Annotated in this window: 15 protein-coding genes; 14 read left to right on the top strand and 1 reads right to left on the bottom strand. The window is 72.1% G+C overall.

Translation table 11 applies throughout. The annotated features are described in order from the left end of the window. Window positions 1–2: 2 nt before the first annotated feature. The 6 genes from B7K25_RS04065 (at window position 3) to B7K25_RS04040 (ending at window position 7,162) form a co-directional block, all read left to right on the top strand. The gene (locus B7K25_RS04065) at window positions 3–1,706 is read left to right on the top strand and encodes an MDR family MFS transporter (RefSeq protein ID WP_084104389.1); all 1,704 of its coding nucleotides are present in this window, start codon (window positions 3–5) and stop codon (window positions 1,704–1,706) included. Between the two features lie 415 nt (window positions 1,707–2,121). Beyond that, window positions 2,122–2,478, top strand: coding sequence for a YraN family protein (locus tag B7K25_RS04060; protein WP_084104388.1), 357 nt, complete (start codon window positions 2,122–2,124; stop codon window positions 2,476–2,478). Further along, complete coding sequence (locus B7K25_RS04055; RefSeq protein WP_084104387.1) at window positions 2,475–3,992, top strand: YifB family Mg chelatase-like AAA ATPase; 1,518 nt, start codon at window positions 2,475–2,477, stop codon at window positions 3,990–3,992. Before B7K25_RS04060 ends, B7K25_RS04055 begins: the two co-directional genes overlap by 4 nt. Then, window positions 3,989–5,200 (top strand): DNA-processing protein DprA, encoded by a 1,212-nt coding sequence (gene dprA, locus B7K25_RS04050; protein WP_234988064.1) that lies wholly within the window; start codon window positions 3,989–3,991, stop codon window positions 5,198–5,200. The genes B7K25_RS04055 and dprA overlap by 4 nt, the downstream gene beginning before the upstream one ends. Window positions 5,201–5,380: 180 nt before the next feature. After that, on the top strand, window positions 5,381–6,322 hold the full coding sequence (locus tag B7K25_RS04045) for a tyrosine recombinase XerC (RefSeq protein WP_084104385.1): 942 nt from the start codon (window positions 5,381–5,383) through the stop codon (window positions 6,320–6,322). A 9-nt stretch (window positions 6,323–6,331) separates the two neighbouring features. Further along, on the top strand, window positions 6,332–7,162 hold the full coding sequence (locus tag B7K25_RS04040; RefSeq protein ID WP_084104384.1) for a sigma-70 family RNA polymerase sigma factor: 831 nt from the start codon (window positions 6,332–6,334) through the stop codon (window positions 7,160–7,162). On the opposite strand, the gene B7K25_RS04035 is transcribed toward B7K25_RS04040, so the two are convergent. Further along, window positions 7,116–7,556, bottom strand: a complete 441-nt coding sequence (locus tag B7K25_RS04035) for a M23 family metallopeptidase (RefSeq protein WP_084104383.1) — start codon at window positions 7,554–7,556, stop codon at window positions 7,116–7,118. The two genes, B7K25_RS04040 and B7K25_RS04035, sit on opposite strands and share 47 nt — an antisense overlap. An 834-nt stretch (window positions 7,557–8,390) precedes the next feature. Here B7K25_RS04035 and rpsB point away from each other — a divergent pair. From rpsB to dxr, 8 genes are read left to right on the top strand one after another with little or no spacing between them, the layout of a single operon-like run. Then, the gene (gene rpsB, locus B7K25_RS04030; RefSeq protein WP_084104382.1) at window positions 8,391–9,386 is read left to right on the top strand and encodes a 30S ribosomal protein S2; all 996 of its coding nucleotides are present in this window, start codon (window positions 8,391–8,393) and stop codon (window positions 9,384–9,386) included. Between the two features lie 11 nt (window positions 9,387–9,397). Continuing rightward, window positions 9,398–10,237: a translation elongation factor Ts gene (tsf, locus tag B7K25_RS04025; RefSeq protein ID WP_084104381.1), complete on the top strand. Its 840-nt coding sequence runs from the start codon at window positions 9,398–9,400 to the stop codon at window positions 10,235–10,237. A 57-nt stretch (window positions 10,238–10,294) separates the two neighbouring features. Beyond that, the gene (pyrH, locus tag B7K25_RS04020; RefSeq protein ID WP_084104380.1) at window positions 10,295–11,044 is read left to right on the top strand and encodes a UMP kinase; all 750 of its coding nucleotides are present in this window, start codon (window positions 10,295–10,297) and stop codon (window positions 11,042–11,044) included. Between the two features lie 34 nt (window positions 11,045–11,078). Next, window positions 11,079–11,636 (top strand): ribosome recycling factor, encoded by a 558-nt coding sequence (gene frr / locus B7K25_RS04015; protein WP_084104379.1) that lies wholly within the window; start codon window positions 11,079–11,081, stop codon window positions 11,634–11,636. A gap of 24 nt (window positions 11,637–11,660) precedes the next feature. Further along, window positions 11,661–12,956: a phosphatidate cytidylyltransferase gene (locus B7K25_RS04010; RefSeq protein ID WP_084104378.1), complete on the top strand. Its 1,296-nt coding sequence runs from the start codon at window positions 11,661–11,663 to the stop codon at window positions 12,954–12,956. Continuing rightward, on the top strand, window positions 12,953–14,062 hold the full coding sequence (rlmN, locus tag B7K25_RS04005) for a 23S rRNA (adenine(2503)-C(2))-methyltransferase RlmN (protein WP_084104377.1): 1,110 nt from the start codon (window positions 12,953–12,955) through the stop codon (window positions 14,060–14,062). Before B7K25_RS04010 ends, rlmN begins: the two co-directional genes overlap by 4 nt. Continuing rightward, a complete protein-coding gene (locus B7K25_RS04000; protein WP_084104376.1) occupies window positions 14,062–14,616 on the top strand; it encodes a hypothetical protein in 555 nt (184 codons plus the stop codon). Before rlmN ends, B7K25_RS04000 begins: the two co-directional genes overlap by 1 nt. Beyond that, window positions 14,613–15,764, top strand: coding sequence for a 1-deoxy-D-xylulose-5-phosphate reductoisomerase (gene dxr / locus B7K25_RS03995; RefSeq protein WP_084104375.1), 1,152 nt, complete (start codon window positions 14,613–14,615; stop codon window positions 15,762–15,764). The genes B7K25_RS04000 and dxr overlap by 4 nt, the downstream gene beginning before the upstream one ends. Window positions 15,765–15,784: the final 20 nt, after the last annotated feature.

Below are 15,784 nucleotides of genomic sequence, written 5' to 3'. Positions count from 1 at the left end.
CCATGTCTGAACCCAGCGTGTCCGCCACCGCGGACGCCACCGCATCGGCTCTCTCCACCCCCCAGGGCGAGGGCGCTCCTGAGCGCCGCAGCGTCATCCCCGTCTTCATCGGCCTCATGACGGCGATGCTGCTGGCCTCGCTCAGCCAGATGATCTTCGCGACCGCGCTGCCGACCATCGTGGGCGAGCTCGACGGCGTCGACCTCATGCTGTGGGTGACGACCGCGTACATCCTCGCGTCGACCGTGATGATGCCGGTCTACGGCAAGCTGGGCGACCTCATCGGCCGCAAGGGCCTGTTCATCTCCGCGATCGTGATCTTCATGGCCGGCTCCGTCCTGGGCGGGCTCGCCCAGTCGATGCCGATGCTCATCGCCGCGCGCGCCATCCAGGGCCTCGGCGGCGGCGGGCTGATCATCCTCGCGCAGGCGATCATCGCGGACATCGTGCCCGCGCGTGAGCGCGGCAAGTACATGGGAGTCATGGGCGCGGCGTTCGCCGTGTCCTCCGTCGCCGGCCCGCTGCTGGGCGGCTGGTTCACCGAGGGTCCCGGTTGGCGGTGGGGCCTGTGGATCAACATCCCGCTCGGACTGCTCGCGATCGTCGTGGCCGCGCTGTTCCTACACCCGTCGGCGCGTCGCGAGTCGCGGCCCAAGATCGACGCCGCGGGCATGGTGCTGCTGACGATCGCGACGACCGCGATCGTGCTCGTGACGTCGTTCGGTGGCCACACCTACGACTGGGCGTCGCCGCAGATCATCGGCCTCATCGTGGCGGCGGTCGTCGCCGGCGTCGCGTTCGTGATGGTCGAGCGCCGCGCGGCCGAGCCCGTCATGCCGCTGGGCCTGTTCCGCTCGCGCACCTTCAACCTCGCCACCGCGGCGGGCATGCTCACGGGCGTGGGGATGTTCGGCGTCATGGCCTACATGCCCACGTACCTGCAGATGGTCGCGAACGTCGACGCGACCGAAGCCGGCCTGCTCACCGCGCCGATGATGCTCGTCATGCTCATCACCTCGACCGTGACCGGCTTCGTCGTCTCGCGCACCGGCCGCTACAAGTGGTACCCCGTCGCGGGCGCGGCGATCGCCTCCGTGGCGCTGTACCTGCTGTCGACCCTGCAGTTCGACACCCCGGTGTGGGTGACCTGCTCGTACCTCGCGGTGCTGGGCCTCGGGCTCGGGTTCTCGATGCAGATCCTCGTGCTCATCGTGCAGAACGCCTTCCCGCTGCGGATGGTGGGCACCGCGACGGCGTCGAACAACTACTTCCGCCAGGTGGGCGCCTCGATCGGCACGGCCGTCGTAGGCTCGCTGTTCACGTCGCGCCTGCTCGAGCTGCTGACCGAGCGGCTGCCGGCGGACGCCCTCGCGGCCTCGGGCGGCACCCACTCGCTGACGCCGGCCGCCGTCGTCGGCCTGCCGGAGCAGATCCACGACGTCGTCGTGCAGTCCTACAACGATGCGCTGACGCCGGTGTTCCTGCTCATGGTGCCCCTGTCCGTGCTCGGTGTGCTCCTGCTGCTGTTCATCAAGGAGACGCCGCTGCGCACCACCGTCGACAAGGACGCGGTCGCCGAGTCGATCGAGGTCGACGGCATGACCAGCGACTACCTCGAGCCGCACGGTGAGGTGGCGCAGGGTGACGAGGCGCAGGAGGATCGCGACGCGGAGCTCGCGGAGGCCGCCGCTCCCTCGCGCAGCTGATCCCTTCCATCGCCGACGCCCACCGGGGGTAGGTCCGCGCGTTCCACGCGTGTGGTCCGCCGCCGGTGGGCGTCGGCGTCTGTCGACGGGACTGCGGAGGGCCGATGCGGTCGTGGGCTCCCGCGGCCGTGCCGCCGTGCCGCCGTGTCCCAGCACTCCGTGCTCCGTGCCCGTCGCCTCCTTGCCCCGTCGGCCCCTTGCGCCCGTGCGTCCGTGCGTCCCTCCCACGGTCCCGCTGAGCCGCCGTTGCGCGCGGGGCCATACAGGGCCGATGCGCGGGCTGGGTCTCGTTCGCGCCCGGTCGAATTGCGACGGTCGTCCCCAAGGCGGCCGACCTGGTGGCGCGTCCACATCTCCGTGGCCGGCCGGTCGCGGGAGGCGACCCACCGCGCGAGCGTGGCACCCGGAGGTGCTCATGGACGTACGGCAGGCGGTAGGCAGGCACGGCGAGACCGTGGTGGCTCGGGCCCTGGAGGACCAGGGCTGGGAGGTGCTCGACCGCAACTGGCGTTGTGCTCGGGGCGAGCTCGACATCGTCGCGCGCGACGGCGACTGCGCCGTCGCGGTCGAGGTGAAGACGCGGCGCTCGGATGTGTGCGGCAGCGGCCTCGAGGCGCTGACGCCCACCAAGGTGGCGCGGCTCCGCCGCCTGCTCATCGCGTGGCTCGACACGCGCGTCGAGCGCTTCGCGCACGTGCGCATCGACGCCGTCGCCGTGCTGCTGCCCGCTGCGGGGCCCGCCCAGCTCGACCACGTGCGGGGCGTCGGATGATCGGGCGCACCACGGCGGTGGTCTTGGCGGGGCTGTCGGGACATCTCGTCGACGTCGAGGCGCATATCGGCTCGAGCCTGCCCGCGTTCACCCTCGTGGGCTTGCCGGACGCGTCGCTGTCGGAGGCTCGCGACCGGGTGCGCGCGGCGATCGCGAGCTCGGCGCTCGACTGGCCGCAGCGGCGCGTGACGGTCAACCTGTCGCCCGCGTCCCTGCCGAAGAGTGGCACCGGCACGGACTTGGCCATCGCCATCGCGATCCTGGCGGCGGCCGATCAGGTCGATCCCGCGCTCGCGGGAGCCGCGGCGCATCTCGGAGAGCTCGGGCTCGACGGTCGAGTGCGTCCCGTCGCCGGTGCGCTGCCTGCGGTCGCGGCCGCGGCCGCGCGGGGCGTTGACCGGGTGGTCGTCGCCGCAGCCAACGCCGAGGAGGCGAACCTCGTGCCGGGCATCGAGGTCGTCGCGGTCACGACACTGGCGGAGCTCGCGCGGTCCTACGGCGCGCCCGACGCGATCGCGTCGGCGACCGCGCCCGTGCCACTTCCCGCGCGGCCGCTCGCGCTCGTCGAGGATGTCGACCTGTCCGAGGTGCAGGGGCAGGAGGAGGCTCGTTGGGCCCTCGAGGTGGCCGCCGCCGGTGGGCACCACCTGCTGATGTCGGGTCCACCCGGCGCCGGCAAGACGATGCTCGCTCGCCGCCTCCCGACGATCCTGCCGCCCCTGACGGACGAGGACGCTGTCACCGCGACCGGGATCCACTCGCTCGCCGGCACCCTCGACCCGAGCGAGGGCCTGCTGCGCACCCCGCCGTTCGAGGCGCCCCACCACAGCGCGTCGGCCGCCGCGATCGTCGGCGGTGGCTCGGGTCTTGCGCGGCCGGGCGCGATCTCGCGCGCCCACGCGGGGGTGCTCTTCCTCGACGAGGCGCCAGAGTTTCCTGCGCGCGTGCTGCAGACGCTCCGGCAACCGCTCGAGCACGGCGAGGTCGTCCTGCATCGCGCCCACGGAGCGACGCGCTATCCCGCGCGGTTCCAGCTGGTGCTGGCCGCGAACCCGTGTCCGTGTGGCCAGTACTACGGCACGGGGGACAGGTGCGGGTGCAACGCTGTCCAGCGGCGGCGGTACTTCGGGCGGCTGTCAGGGCCGCTCCTGGACCGCGTCGACCTGCAGGTCACCGTCATGCCGCTGCGCGTCGGTTCGGCCGAGCCTGCGGAGGCCTCGGCCGTGGTCGCCGCGCGCGTGGCGCGTGCTCGCGCGAGCGCAGCGCGCAGGCTTGAGTGCACGCCGTGGCGCCTCAACGCCCAGGTGTCGGGCAGCTGGCTGCGCAGTCACACGGACGGCGAGGCGGCGAGGCTCGTCTGGCAGGCGATCGAGCGCGGAGTGCTCACCGCGCGCGGCGCCGATCGCACGCTCAGGGTCGCGTGGACGTTGGCCGACCTCGACGACCGCCCCGAGCCCACGGCGGACGACGTCGCCCAAGCCCTGACGCTGCGCTCGCGCGGAGCGTCAGCGTGACGGGCGAGCTGCGGGATCGTGTCGCCCGCGCGAGCTCGGATGAGGGCGACGCGTGGGTGGCGTGGAGCGTGATCGCAGAGGCCGCCGACGACGTCGCGGGGTGGCTCGTCCAGTCGCTCGGTCCGGTGCGCGCTCTGGCGTGGGTCGCGGACGTCGCCGAGGATCCCGTTGGGGCCAGCATGGTGCTCGCGGGGCTCGGCACGCCGCGCGACATCGACCATGCGGTGCGGGCGAGCGAGCGCTGGGCACGGAGGAGCGCGAGCCTTGACGTCGACGAGGTGCGCGAGCGCAGTCGCCGGTGCGGCGCGCGCTTGGTGGTGCGCGGGGACGCCGAGTGGCCCGTTGCGGTCGAGGACCTGGACCGCGCGGCGCCGTTCGCGCTGTGGGCGCGTGGCGACGGCGACCTGAGGGCGCTCGGGACCGCGTCGGTGGCGATCGTGGGCGCCCGTGCCTCGACGGCCTACGGCGACCACGTCGCGGCGACGATTGCGGGAGACGTCGCCATGGCCGGCAGGGCCGTCGTGTCCGGAGGGGCGTACGGCATCGACGCTGCCGCCCACCGCGGGGCGCTCGCAGCTGGCGGCACGACCGTCGCCGTGATGGCGGGCGGCGTCGACAGGCCGTACCCCGCCGGCAACGCGGACCTGCTGGACCGGGTGATGCGCTCCGGACTGCTCGTGAGCGAGTCGCCCCCGGGGTGGGCGCCCCACCGGTCGAGGTTCCTCAGCCGCAACCGCCTCATCGCGTGCGCCGGAGTCACGGTCGTGGTGGAGGCGGCGCACCGGTCCGGTGCCCTCAGCACCGCGGCGCATGCGCAGGCGATGGTGCGTCCCGTCGCCGCGGTCCCGGGGCCGGTGACGAGCGCTGGATCAGCCGGCTGTCACCGCATCGTACGAGCCGCCGAGGCGGTGCTGGTCACGTCGGCAGCGGACGTCCTCGAGCTCGTCGCTCCGCTCACCGATCCGCAGCACACCGAACGCCCCGAGGAGGCTCCGGGCGCAGAGGGGTGGACGCTGGAGTTCGCCGGACCGGCCGACCGCGCCGCCTTCGACGCGCTGGGCAAGCGCACCCGAGGGGCGACAGGCGTCGCCGAGACCGCCGGTCTCACGTTGGCCGAGGTGCGCGCCGCGATGGGCCGCATGGAGGCCGCGGGCCACGTCGAGCGAGACGGGGACGGGTGGCGTCGTGTGCGACGGTCGCGGTCGTGAAGGACGCCGGGGGAGGGCGAGGGTGACTCGAGTCACCTGCACCGGGCGGCATTCAAGATCGCCCGCGGGGCGCTCAAAGTGGGTCAAACTAGGACAAAAGAGGGGTGATTGATGAGATTGGTGTGACAAATGTGACAGGAGGGGTTGATTTGACGTATGTGACGGTGCCACGCTGTCAACATGTCAACGAGGGGTGACGCGAACTGGGGTGGCCTGGTCGCGAGGTTCGAGGGCTACCTGCGCCACGAGCGCGGGCTGTCCGAGAACACCGTGCGCGCCTACCGCGGCGACCTCGTGCACCTCGCCACGCACGCCTCGGGCGGCGCCGGGCTCGAGGACGCATCCGAGGTCGACGCGGTCCTCGCCGACGTCACGCTCGCCGACCTGCGCTCGTGGCTCGCCGCGATGGCGACGGACGGACTGTCGCGCACCACGATGGCGCGCCGCGGCGCCGCTGTCCGAACCTTCTACGCGTGGGCGCACGACGCCGGGCACCTGGGTGCGAACCCGGCGCTCCGGTTGGCGTCTGCACGACCGTCCTCGACGCTCCCCTCGGTGATGAGCCCCGCCGAGGTGGTGACGCTGCTCACCGCCGCGCAGACGCGCTGCGACGACGGCAACCCGCTTCACGTCCGCGACTGGGCGATGGCCGAGCTGCTCTACGCGACCGGGATGCGCGTGGGAGAGCTCGTCGGCATCGACCTCGCCGACCTCGACCTCGACGAGCGCCTCGTGCGCGTCATCGGCAAGGGCGACAAGGAACGGCGCGTGCCGTTCGGTGTGCCTGCCGCAGACGCGATGCGGGCATGGCTCGAAGTGCGGCCGCTGCTGGTGGACGCGCGCACCGGACAGGCGATGTTCCTGGGATCTCGGGGCGCGCGCGTCGGTCAGCGCCAGGTCCGCGAGACCATCCACGAGCTGTGCCGGCTCGCCGACCTGCCCGAGGTCGCGCCGCACGCGCTGCGCCACACCGCGGCCACCCATCTGCTCACCGGGGGCTCCGACCTCCGATCCGTCCAGGAAGTGCTGGGACACGCAAGCCTCAACACCACCCAGCGCTACACCCACGTGTCCGCAGAGCGACTGCGGGCTACCTACCAACTCGCGCACCCGCGCGCCTAGGGAGAAGTCATGCCGAGCCTCAACCCCGTGCTGTCGCAGGACACCGAGGAGCCCTTCAGCTACGCGCCGGCGCGCACCGACGCCGCGCAGCTCGAGGCGTGGTGGCAGGACCTCGCCGATGGTGGCGAAGTGCGCCAAGGCGCGCGCGACGGGCTCATCACGCACTACGCGCCCCTGGTGACGCAGGTCGCGACGCGCATGATCGGCCGCCTGCCCGACATGGTGGAGCTCGCGGACCTGGTGTCGTATGGGATGTTCGGCCTCATCGACGCCGTCGAGAAGTTCGAGCCCGCGCGAGGCTTCAAGTTCGAGACCTACGCAGGGCAGCGCATCCGGGGCGCCATCATCGACGAGCTCCGCGCCGCGGACTGGGTGCCGCGTTCGGTGCGATCGAAGGCGCGCACGCTCGAGCACGCGCACCGCAGCCTCGAGCAGACGCTGCTGCGCCAGGTCGCGGACGAGGACATCGCCGAGCACCTCGGCTGGGACACCGCCGACGTGCGGACGGTGCGCGCCCAGGTGGCGCTGTCCCACGTGGCAGCGCTCGACGGCATGGTGGCAGCGGGGGAGACCCGCGCGATCGACGGCGCGCTCGAGAACGCCGCCCCCGAGGCCTCGGTGTCGGTCGAGGCGCAGGAGACCACGGCGCTGCTCGCGACCGCCATCCAGGGCGTGCGCGACCGCGAGCAGGAGGTGCTCCGGCTCTACTACTTCGAGAGCCTCACGCTCGCGCAGATCGGCGAGATCCTCGGCGTCACGGAGTCGCGGGTCTCCCAGATCCACTCGGGCGCGGTCAAGAAGCTCCGCGAGTCCTTGGTGCGCACCGGCGCCTTCGTCTGAACGACGCCGCGCGCTCGCGCGGCAACAGGCGCACGGGCCCGAACCCCGTGAGCAGGTCGAGCGGATCGACGTAGCGACCGTCCTCGCGCACGCCCCAGTGCACGCACACCACAGGCGCGCAGTGCCCGGCGCCGGCAGCGACAACGCCGATGGCGTCACCCGCACGCACCGCCGTGCCCGTCGCGATGGTCCCTTCGACCGGCTCGAGGCTCGAGAGCCTGCCGTCGTCATGCGTCACGGTCACCACCGGCCGGTCCACGACGACCCCGAAGAACGTGACGGTGCCACCTGCAGGCGCCGTGACCGGGGCGCCGACCACAGCGTGCAGGTCGATGCCACGGTGGCCGGGACGCCAGTCGGGCTCGGGGATGCGGGCGAGGGCCGCCACGCGCATCGGCGCCACGGGCGCGAGGTATCGCGGAGGATCCGGAACGGACCCCGCGGCGGGCGGCGACGGTGCGTCCACCCCGAGCGACTCCGTACCGCGCGCAAACGGCGCGTCACCTGTGAGCGACGCCCCGCCGGGCGACCACGGCGCGTGGGCCGCGAGCGTCGTCCGGCCGGGTGGGTGCCCGCCGCCATCCGTGGCGGGTAGCCCAGCGGCAGGGGACAGCCCCGCCGCCACCGCGACCGCGAGTGCGGCCAGGGCCGTGGCGACGGTGCGGCATCCGCCGCGGCTCGACGCCCACTCAGCGCGGCGCGGCGACCGACCACCACGCCAAGACGCCCACCCAGCCCGGCGCACCGCCCACCCACCCGAGCGGGCGCGCTGACCCAGCGAGCGCATCGGCGCTGCAGGTGGAGGCGCGAGTCCGTCGCAACGCTGGTGCCGTGCCGTACGTGGGCCGGACGCGTGGAGGAGCTCTGCGATCATGGACGACATCCGACCCTCGTGGCCGCCGCGAGGCGAGCGGGCCGGAACCTCGCGGTGGAGACCGCGCCCTTGCGCATGGGCTGGGGACGCCGCCGAGGTCGCCGCGGACCCCGCCCGTCGGGTATCATCGTCGGTGCATCCGGTGTGCCCGGATGACATCGCGTGCCATTCGCGCCGCCCACCGCTGATGCGGCAGGGAGCGCGCCGGGAAGGCGTGGTCCGAGCTCAGGCTCGGTGCCGACCCGCGTTGGTGCCAGGGATGCGACCCGTGGTGGGCCGCATCGACAACTCAAATCGCGGGACCAACCCGCCCAAGAATCATGCACGCGCGTGCGCGTGCGGAACAGGACAGCCATGGCCGTCGTGACCATGCGCCAGCTGCTCGACTCGGGCGTCCACTTCGGACACCAGACCAGCCGCTGGAACCCCAAGATGAAGCGCTTCATCTTCACCGAGCGCAACGGTATCTACATCATCGACCTTCAGCAGTCGCTGTCGAAGATCGACGCCGCCTACGAGTTCGTGCGCGACACCGTCGCCCACGGCGGCACCGTACTCTTCGTCGGCACCAAGCGCCAGGCGCAGGAGCAGATCGCCGAGCAGGCCGCTCGCGTGGGCATGCCCTACGTCAACGAGCGCTGGCTGGGCGGCATGCTCACCAACTTCCAGACGGTGAGCAAGCGCGTCGCGCGCCTCAAGGAGCTCGAGGAGATCGACTTCGACGACGTCGCCGGCTCGGGCCGCACCAAGAAGGAGCTGCTGGGCCTTCGCCGCGAGAAGGACAAGCTGGACAAGACCCTCGGCGGCATCCGCGACATGGCGAAGACCCCCTCCGTCGTGTGGATCGTGGACACCAACAAGGAGCACCTCGCCGTGGACGAGGCCCGCAAGCTGGGCATCCCCGTCGTCGGCATCCTCGACTCGAACTGCGACCCCGACGAGGTCGCGTACGGCATCCCCGGCAACGACGACGCCATCCGCGCCGTCGGCCTGCTCACCCGCGTGATCGCCGATGCGGTCGCCGAGGGTGTGCGCATCCGCCACACCCCCAAGGGTGACGAGGCGGACGCTGAGGGCACCGAGGAGCCCCTGGCCGAGTGGGAGCAGGAGCTCCTGGACGGCGCCAAGGATGAGGCGAAGGCTGACGAGGCGAAGGCCGACGAGGCCCCCGCTGCCACCGAGGCCCCCGCCGAGGACAAGGCTGAGGAGGCCACCGAGGCTCCTGCCGAGGCTGAGAAGGCCGAGAAGAAGCCCGCTGCGAAGAAGGCGCCGGCCAAGAAGCCTGCCGCCAAGAAGACCACGAAGGCCGCGGACAAGGCCGACGAGGCCGCCGCAGCCGACGAGAAGTAAGGGAACCGCACATGGCGAACTACACCGTTGCCGACATCCAGGCGCTGCGTGAGCGCACCGGCGCCGGCATGCTCGACGTCAAGAAGGCGCTCGACGAGGCGGAGGGCGACCTGGACAAGGCCGTCGACATCCTTCGCGTCAAGGGCCTGAAGGGCGTGACCAAGCGCGAGGGCCGCTCGGCCTCCGAGGGCCTGGTCGCCGCCTCCATCGCGGACGCCGACGGCGGCCAGGTGGGCACCCTGATCGAGCTCAACTCCGAGACCGACTTCGTGGCCAAGAACGACAAGTTCGTGGCCCTCGCGGACAAGGTCCTCGCTGCGGTCGTCGCCGCGGGCGCCGACTCGGCTGAGGCCGCGCTCGCGACCGACGTCGACGGCAAGACCCTGCAGGACGTCATCGACGCCGAGGCCGGCATCCTGGGCGAGAAGATCGTTCTGCGTCGCGTCGCCCGCGTCGAGGCCCCTGTCGTCACCGAGTACCTCCACCGCACCAACAAGGACCTCCCCGCGCAGGTGGGCGTCCTGGTCGGCTCGGACGAGAAGGCCCGCGAGGTCGCGCGCGACATCGCCATGCACATCGCCGCCTACTCGCCCTCGTACCTCGTGCGCGAGGACGTCCCCGAGGACGTCGTCGCCAACGAGCGTCGCGTGGCCGAGGAGACCGCGAAGGGTGAGGGCAAGCCTGAGGGCGCCCTGCCCAAGATCGTGGAGGGCCGCCTGAACGGCTTCTTCAAGGAGAACACCCTGGTGGACCAGGCATTCGCGAAGGACCCGAAGACCACGGTCGGCAAGGTCATCGAGAACGCCGGCGGCTCCGTCACGGCCTTCGCCCGCTTCCGCGTGGGAGCGTAGGCTTCGAGCCAGGAGACCACCAGCCACAGCACGCGCCGCTACCCCAGGAGGAACCCGATGTCCGAGTCCACCACCGTGAATCCGGACACCGAGACCGCCTCGGGGGAGCGGCGCGTTCTGCTGAAGCTGTCGGGTGAGATGTTCGGCGGCGGATCCGTCGGCCTCGACGCCGACGTCATCAGCCGCATCGCGCGAGAGATCGCCGACGCCGTCGCCAAGGGCGTGCAGGTGTGCATCGTCGTGGGTGGCGGCAACTTCTTCCGCGGCGCCGAGCTGTCGCAGCGCGGCATGGAGCGGGCCCGCGCCGACTACATGGGCATGCTGGGCACCGTCATGAACGCCCTCGCCCTCCAGGACTTCCTCGAGCAGGCGGGCGTCGCGACGCGCGTGCAGACCGCCATCACGATGGGACAGGTCGCGGAGCCCTACATCCCGCTGCGCGCGGTACGCCACCTCGAGAAGGGTCGCGTGGTGATCTTCGCCGCCGGCGCCGGCATGCCGTACTTCTCGACGGACACCGTGAGCCTGCAGCGCGCCCTCGAGGTGGGATGCACGCAGGTGCTCATGGGCAAGAACGGCGTCGACGGCGTCTACACCGCGGACCCCCGCAAGGACCCCTCCGCCGAGCTGCTCGACCACGTCACCTACGCGGATGCCCTGCGACAGGGCCTCAACGTCATGGACGCCGCCGCGTTCTCGCTGGCCAAGGACAACGCCATGCCCATGCGCGTGTTCGGCCTCGAGGAGCATGGCAACGTGACGAGGGCCCTGGTGGGTGAGAGAATCGGCACGCTGGTCACCGCCTGACGGCGCTGGTCACGAGAACGCATAAGGAGCACACGTGATTGACGAGATCCTCCTCGAGGCAGAGGAGCACATGGACACTGCCGTGGGCGTCGCGAAGGACAACTTCGCTGGCATCCGCAGCGGTCAGGCGTCCGCCGCGATGTTCGCCAACATCTCGGTCGACTACTACGGCGCGCCCACCCCGCTGCAGCAGCTCGCCGCGATCACGGTGCCCGAGGCCCGCATGGTGCTCGTGTCCCCCTACGACGCCTCGGCGAAGAAGGAGATCGAGTCCGCGATCCGTTCCTCCGACCTGGGCGTGAACCCGTCGGACGATGGCAACGTCCTGCGCATCGTCATGCCGCAGCTGACGGAGGAGCGCCGCCGCGACTACGTCAAGCTCGCGAAGACCAAGGCCGAGGAGGCCCGCGTCACGATCCGCAACATGCGCCGCAAGGCGAAGGATCAGATCGACTCCGCGGTCAAGGACGGCGAGGTCGGCGAGGACGAGGGCAACCGTGCGGAGAAGGAGCTCGACTCCCTCACCAAGAAGCACGTGGACGCCGTGGACGCCCTGCTGTCGGCGAAGGAAGGCGAGCTGCTCGAGGTCTGACCTCGGGCCGCCTTCGCGACCCTCATGAGCATCTTCCGACGCCGCGCCGGCGCACAGCCCGAGCAGGAGCCGGACGCTCTCCGCTCGGCGAGCTCGGTGCCGGACGCGGCGTGGCTCCCGGTGTCGGCGCCCGAGCCGGCGTCGCCGGTCGAGGCCGGGACGCTCGCGGATCCCGCGCCGTACTACGCGCCGGGGATGCCGTCGCTGCACCCGCAGGACGCGGCGACGTCCGCACAGGCGCCCGCGGTCGCCGACCCAGCGAGCGCATCGGCCCACCCGGGCACGGGCCCGGCGAGCGCATCGGCGCCGTCGACGCCCTCCGAGCCCGCCGCGCCCACCTGGTCGGCGATCCACGGCGACGGCGGCGCCGAGGCCGCCCAGCGAGACGCGACCCGTCTCGCCGTCGTCGGAGACGCCTCCGACGAGGAGGAGGCCGTCGACGACGTCCGCGTGGACCCGGCGACCATTCGCTCCGTCGAGCAGCCCGTGCCCCAGATCGCGCCGGTGTCCCGCTCGGGCCGCAACATGACCGTCGCGACCGTGGTCGGCCTCGCACTGCTCGGCCTCGTCGTCGTCGCGGCGTGGTGGAACCCGCTCGCGTTCGCGCTGCTCGCGGGGGCCGCGTGCATCGCCGCGGCCTACGAGTGGCGCAGCGTGCTCGCGAAGCACGAGCGCCGTGTGCCGCTGATCCCCGTCACGATCGTCACGGGCGGCCTGATCATCGCCACGTGGTTCGGCGGACCCGAGGGGCTCGTCGTCGCGCTTATGGTCGGGCTCGCCGGCACCGTCGCGTGGCGGGTGGTCGACGAACGCATCGAGAACACGCTCGCGGACTCGCTGGCCTCGATGCTCACGATCCTGTGGATCCCGTTCCTCGGCTCCTTCCTGGTGCTGCTGGAGCTCGCCGGCGACGGCTGGCAGCGCGTCCTCGTGGTCATCCTCGCGGTGGTCGGCTCCGACACCGGCGGGCTGTTCGCCGGGATGCTGCTCGGCAAGCACCCGATGGCGCCGCGCGTGAGCCCCAAGAAGACCTGGGAGGGCTTCGCGGGAGGCCTGCTGCTCGGCACCGCCGCCGCCTCGGTCGCCGCCTACTTCTTCTTCGACGGCCAGTGGTGGGTGGGAGCGCTCGTGGGCGTCGCCTGCGCGCTCGCCGCCGTGCTCGGCGACCTCGCCGAGTCCGCCATCAAGCGCGACATCCAGGTCAAGGACATGAGCTCCTTCCTGCCGGGACACGGGGGCATCATGGACCGTGTCGACTCGCTGCTGCTCGCCGCACCCGTGGCCTACGTGGTGTTCGGCCTACTCCTGGGGGTGTCATGACCGACCGTCCACTGCTGCAGATGGCAGCGCCGCGGCGAGGCAAGCCGCCACGCCACTTCGCCGACCTCACCCATGACGAGCGGGTGGAGACGATGCGCGAGCTGGGTCTCCCGGCCTTCCGGGCCAAGCAGCTCGCGAACCACTACTACTCGCACCTGACCGTCGATCCTGCGGACATGACCGACCTTCCCGCGGATGCCCGCGAGGACCTCGCGACGCAGATGTTCCCGCCGTTGATGACCCCGGTGACCTCGCTCGTGGCCGACGGCGGCGCCACCCGCAAGACCCTGTGGAACCTGCACGACGGCGTCAAGGTCGAGTCGGTGCTCATGAAGTACCCGGAGCGGGCGACGCTGTGCGTCACCAGCCAGGCGGGCTGCGGCATGGCCTGCCCGTTCTGCGCGACCGGCCAGATGGGCCTCACCCGCAACCTCTCCGCCGCGGAGATCATCGAGCAGGTGCGCCTGGCCGCGCGCGCCGCGCGCGACGGCGACCTGGGCGAGCAGGTGCGCCTGTCCAACGTCGTTTTCATGGGCATGGGGGAGCCGCTCGCCAACTACAAGGCCGTCATGCAGACCGTGCGCGCGCTCGTCGCGCCCGAGCCGCAGGGCTTCGGGCTGTCTGCTCGCCACGTCACCGTGTCGACCGTCGGCCTCGTGCCCGCGATCGACAAGCTGTGCAAGGAGGGCATCCCCGTGACCCTCGCGCTCAGCCTGCACGCGCCCGACGACGAGCTGCGCAACGAGCTGGTCCCCATCAACACGCGCTGGACCGTGGACGAGGCGCTCGACGCCGCGCGCCGCTACTTCGACGCGACCGGGCGGCGGGTGTCGATCGAGTACGCCCTCATCCGCGACATGAACGACCACGCCCACCGTGCCGACCTGCTGGGCCGCAAGCTGCGCGAGCGCGGCGACGGCTGGGTCCACGTCAATCCCATCCCGCTGAACCCCACGCCGGGCTCGATCTGGACGGCCTCCGACCCCAAGGTCGAAGAGGAGTTCGTCCACACCCTGCGCGCTCACGGAATTCCGACGACGATCCGGGATACTCGTGGCAGTGACATCGATGGCGCGTGCGGACAGCTCGCGATCAAGGAGGCGTGATGGCGGACCTGTTCCCGCGTTCGGGTGCGACGAAGCTGGGCTACAGCGTCGACGACGTCGACGCGTACTTCGGCAAGGCGCGTCACCTCTACGAGCAGCCCGGCGGCGCCGAGGCGCTCGAGGCCTTCGACGTGCGCCGCGCGAGCTTCGGGCTCAAGCGCGGGGGCTACACGACCACCGCGGTGGACTCGGCGCTCGACCGCCTCGAGGTCGCCTTCTCGTCGCGCATCCGTGACCGCTACGTGGCCGAGCACGGCAACGATGCGTGGATGCAGCACCTCGCCGAGCGCGCGCAGGCCCTGTACCCGCGCCTGCGCCGTCCCGCGGGGGAGCGCTTCGCCAAGCCGGGCGCGATGCGTTCGGGCTACTCCGCCGCCGAGGTCGACCAGCTTCTCGACCGCCTCACCGCGTTCTTCGACCAGGGCAAGCCCCTGACGGCGGACGAGGTGCGCGCCGCGAGCTTCAAGCGTCGCGCCTCGTGGGGCGCGTACGAGGAGCGGGTGGTCGACGCCTACCTCTCGCGCGTGGTGGACATCCTGCTCGGGGCGGCGTGACGGGCGAGTCCCGCACCGTCGCGCTGCTGGGCTCGACCGGCTCGATCGGCACCCAGGCGCTCGACGTCATCGCCCGCAACCCGGGCCGCTTCACGGTCACGGCGCTCGCCGCAGGCGGGTCCGACCCCGCGCTCGTAGTGGAGCAGGCGCGCGCCACGGGTGCGCGGCTCGTCGCCGTCGCGAGGGCCGATGCGGTCGCTGAGGTCGCGCGCGACCTGCCGGGCGTCGAGGTCGTGGGTGGGGCCGATGCGGTCGTCGCCGCTGCCTCGACCGGCGCCGACGTCGTCCTCAACGGCATCACGGGCTCGGTGGGCCTGCGGCCCACCCTCGCGGCGCTCGAGGCGGGCTCGACGCTCGCGCTCGCGAACAAGGAGTCGCTGGTCGCGGGCGGCGCGCTCGTCAAGGCGGCCGTCCAACGCCCCGGGCAGATCGTGCCGGTCGACTCCGAGCACTCTGCGCTCGCGCAGGCGCTGCGCGGCGGCTCGGCGGACGAGGTGCGGCGCCTCGTCGTCACCGCGTCCGGTGGCGCGTTCCGCGGCCGCTCCCGCGCCGACCTCGCCGACGTGACCGCCGCCGACGCGCTCAACCACCCGACCTGGGACATGGGCCCCGTCGTGACCATCAACTCCGCGTCGATGGTGAACAAGGCGCTCGAGGTGATCGAGGCACACCTGCTGTTCGACATCCCGATGGACCGCATCGACGTCGTCGTGCACGCGCAGTCGGTGATCCATTCGATGGTCGAGTTCGTGGACGGCAGCACCTTGGCCCAGGCCTCGCCTCCCGACATGCGTCTGCCGATCGCCTTGGGGCTGTCGTGGCCCGAGCGGGTGGCGGATGCCGCGCCCGCGTGCGACTGGACCCAGGCGGCGACGTGGACGTTCGAGCCGCTCGACGAGGACGCGTTCCCCGCGGTCCGCGTGGCGCGGGAGGCCGTCGCCGCATCGGCGCTCCACCCGGCCGTGTTCAACGCCGCCAACGAGGAGTGCGTGGCCGCGTTCGTGACCGGATCGTTGCCGTTCCTCGGGATCGTCGACACGGTCAGGCGCGTTGTGGAGGAGTACGAGGCCCCGGCGCAGCTGTCGCTCGAGGCCGTCGACGAGGCGGAGCGGTGGGCGCGCGAGCGCGCCCGCGCCCGCATCGGCTGAGGAACGGGTACGTAGGGTAG

The sequence above is a fragment of the Demequina sp. NBRC 110056 genome (assembly GCF_002090155.1).
GTDB lineage: Bacteria > Actinomycetota > Actinomycetes > Actinomycetales > Demequinaceae > Demequina.
The sequence above is the reverse complement of the archived record's forward strand: the minus strand, read 5'-3'. Positions and strand labels throughout refer to the sequence as shown.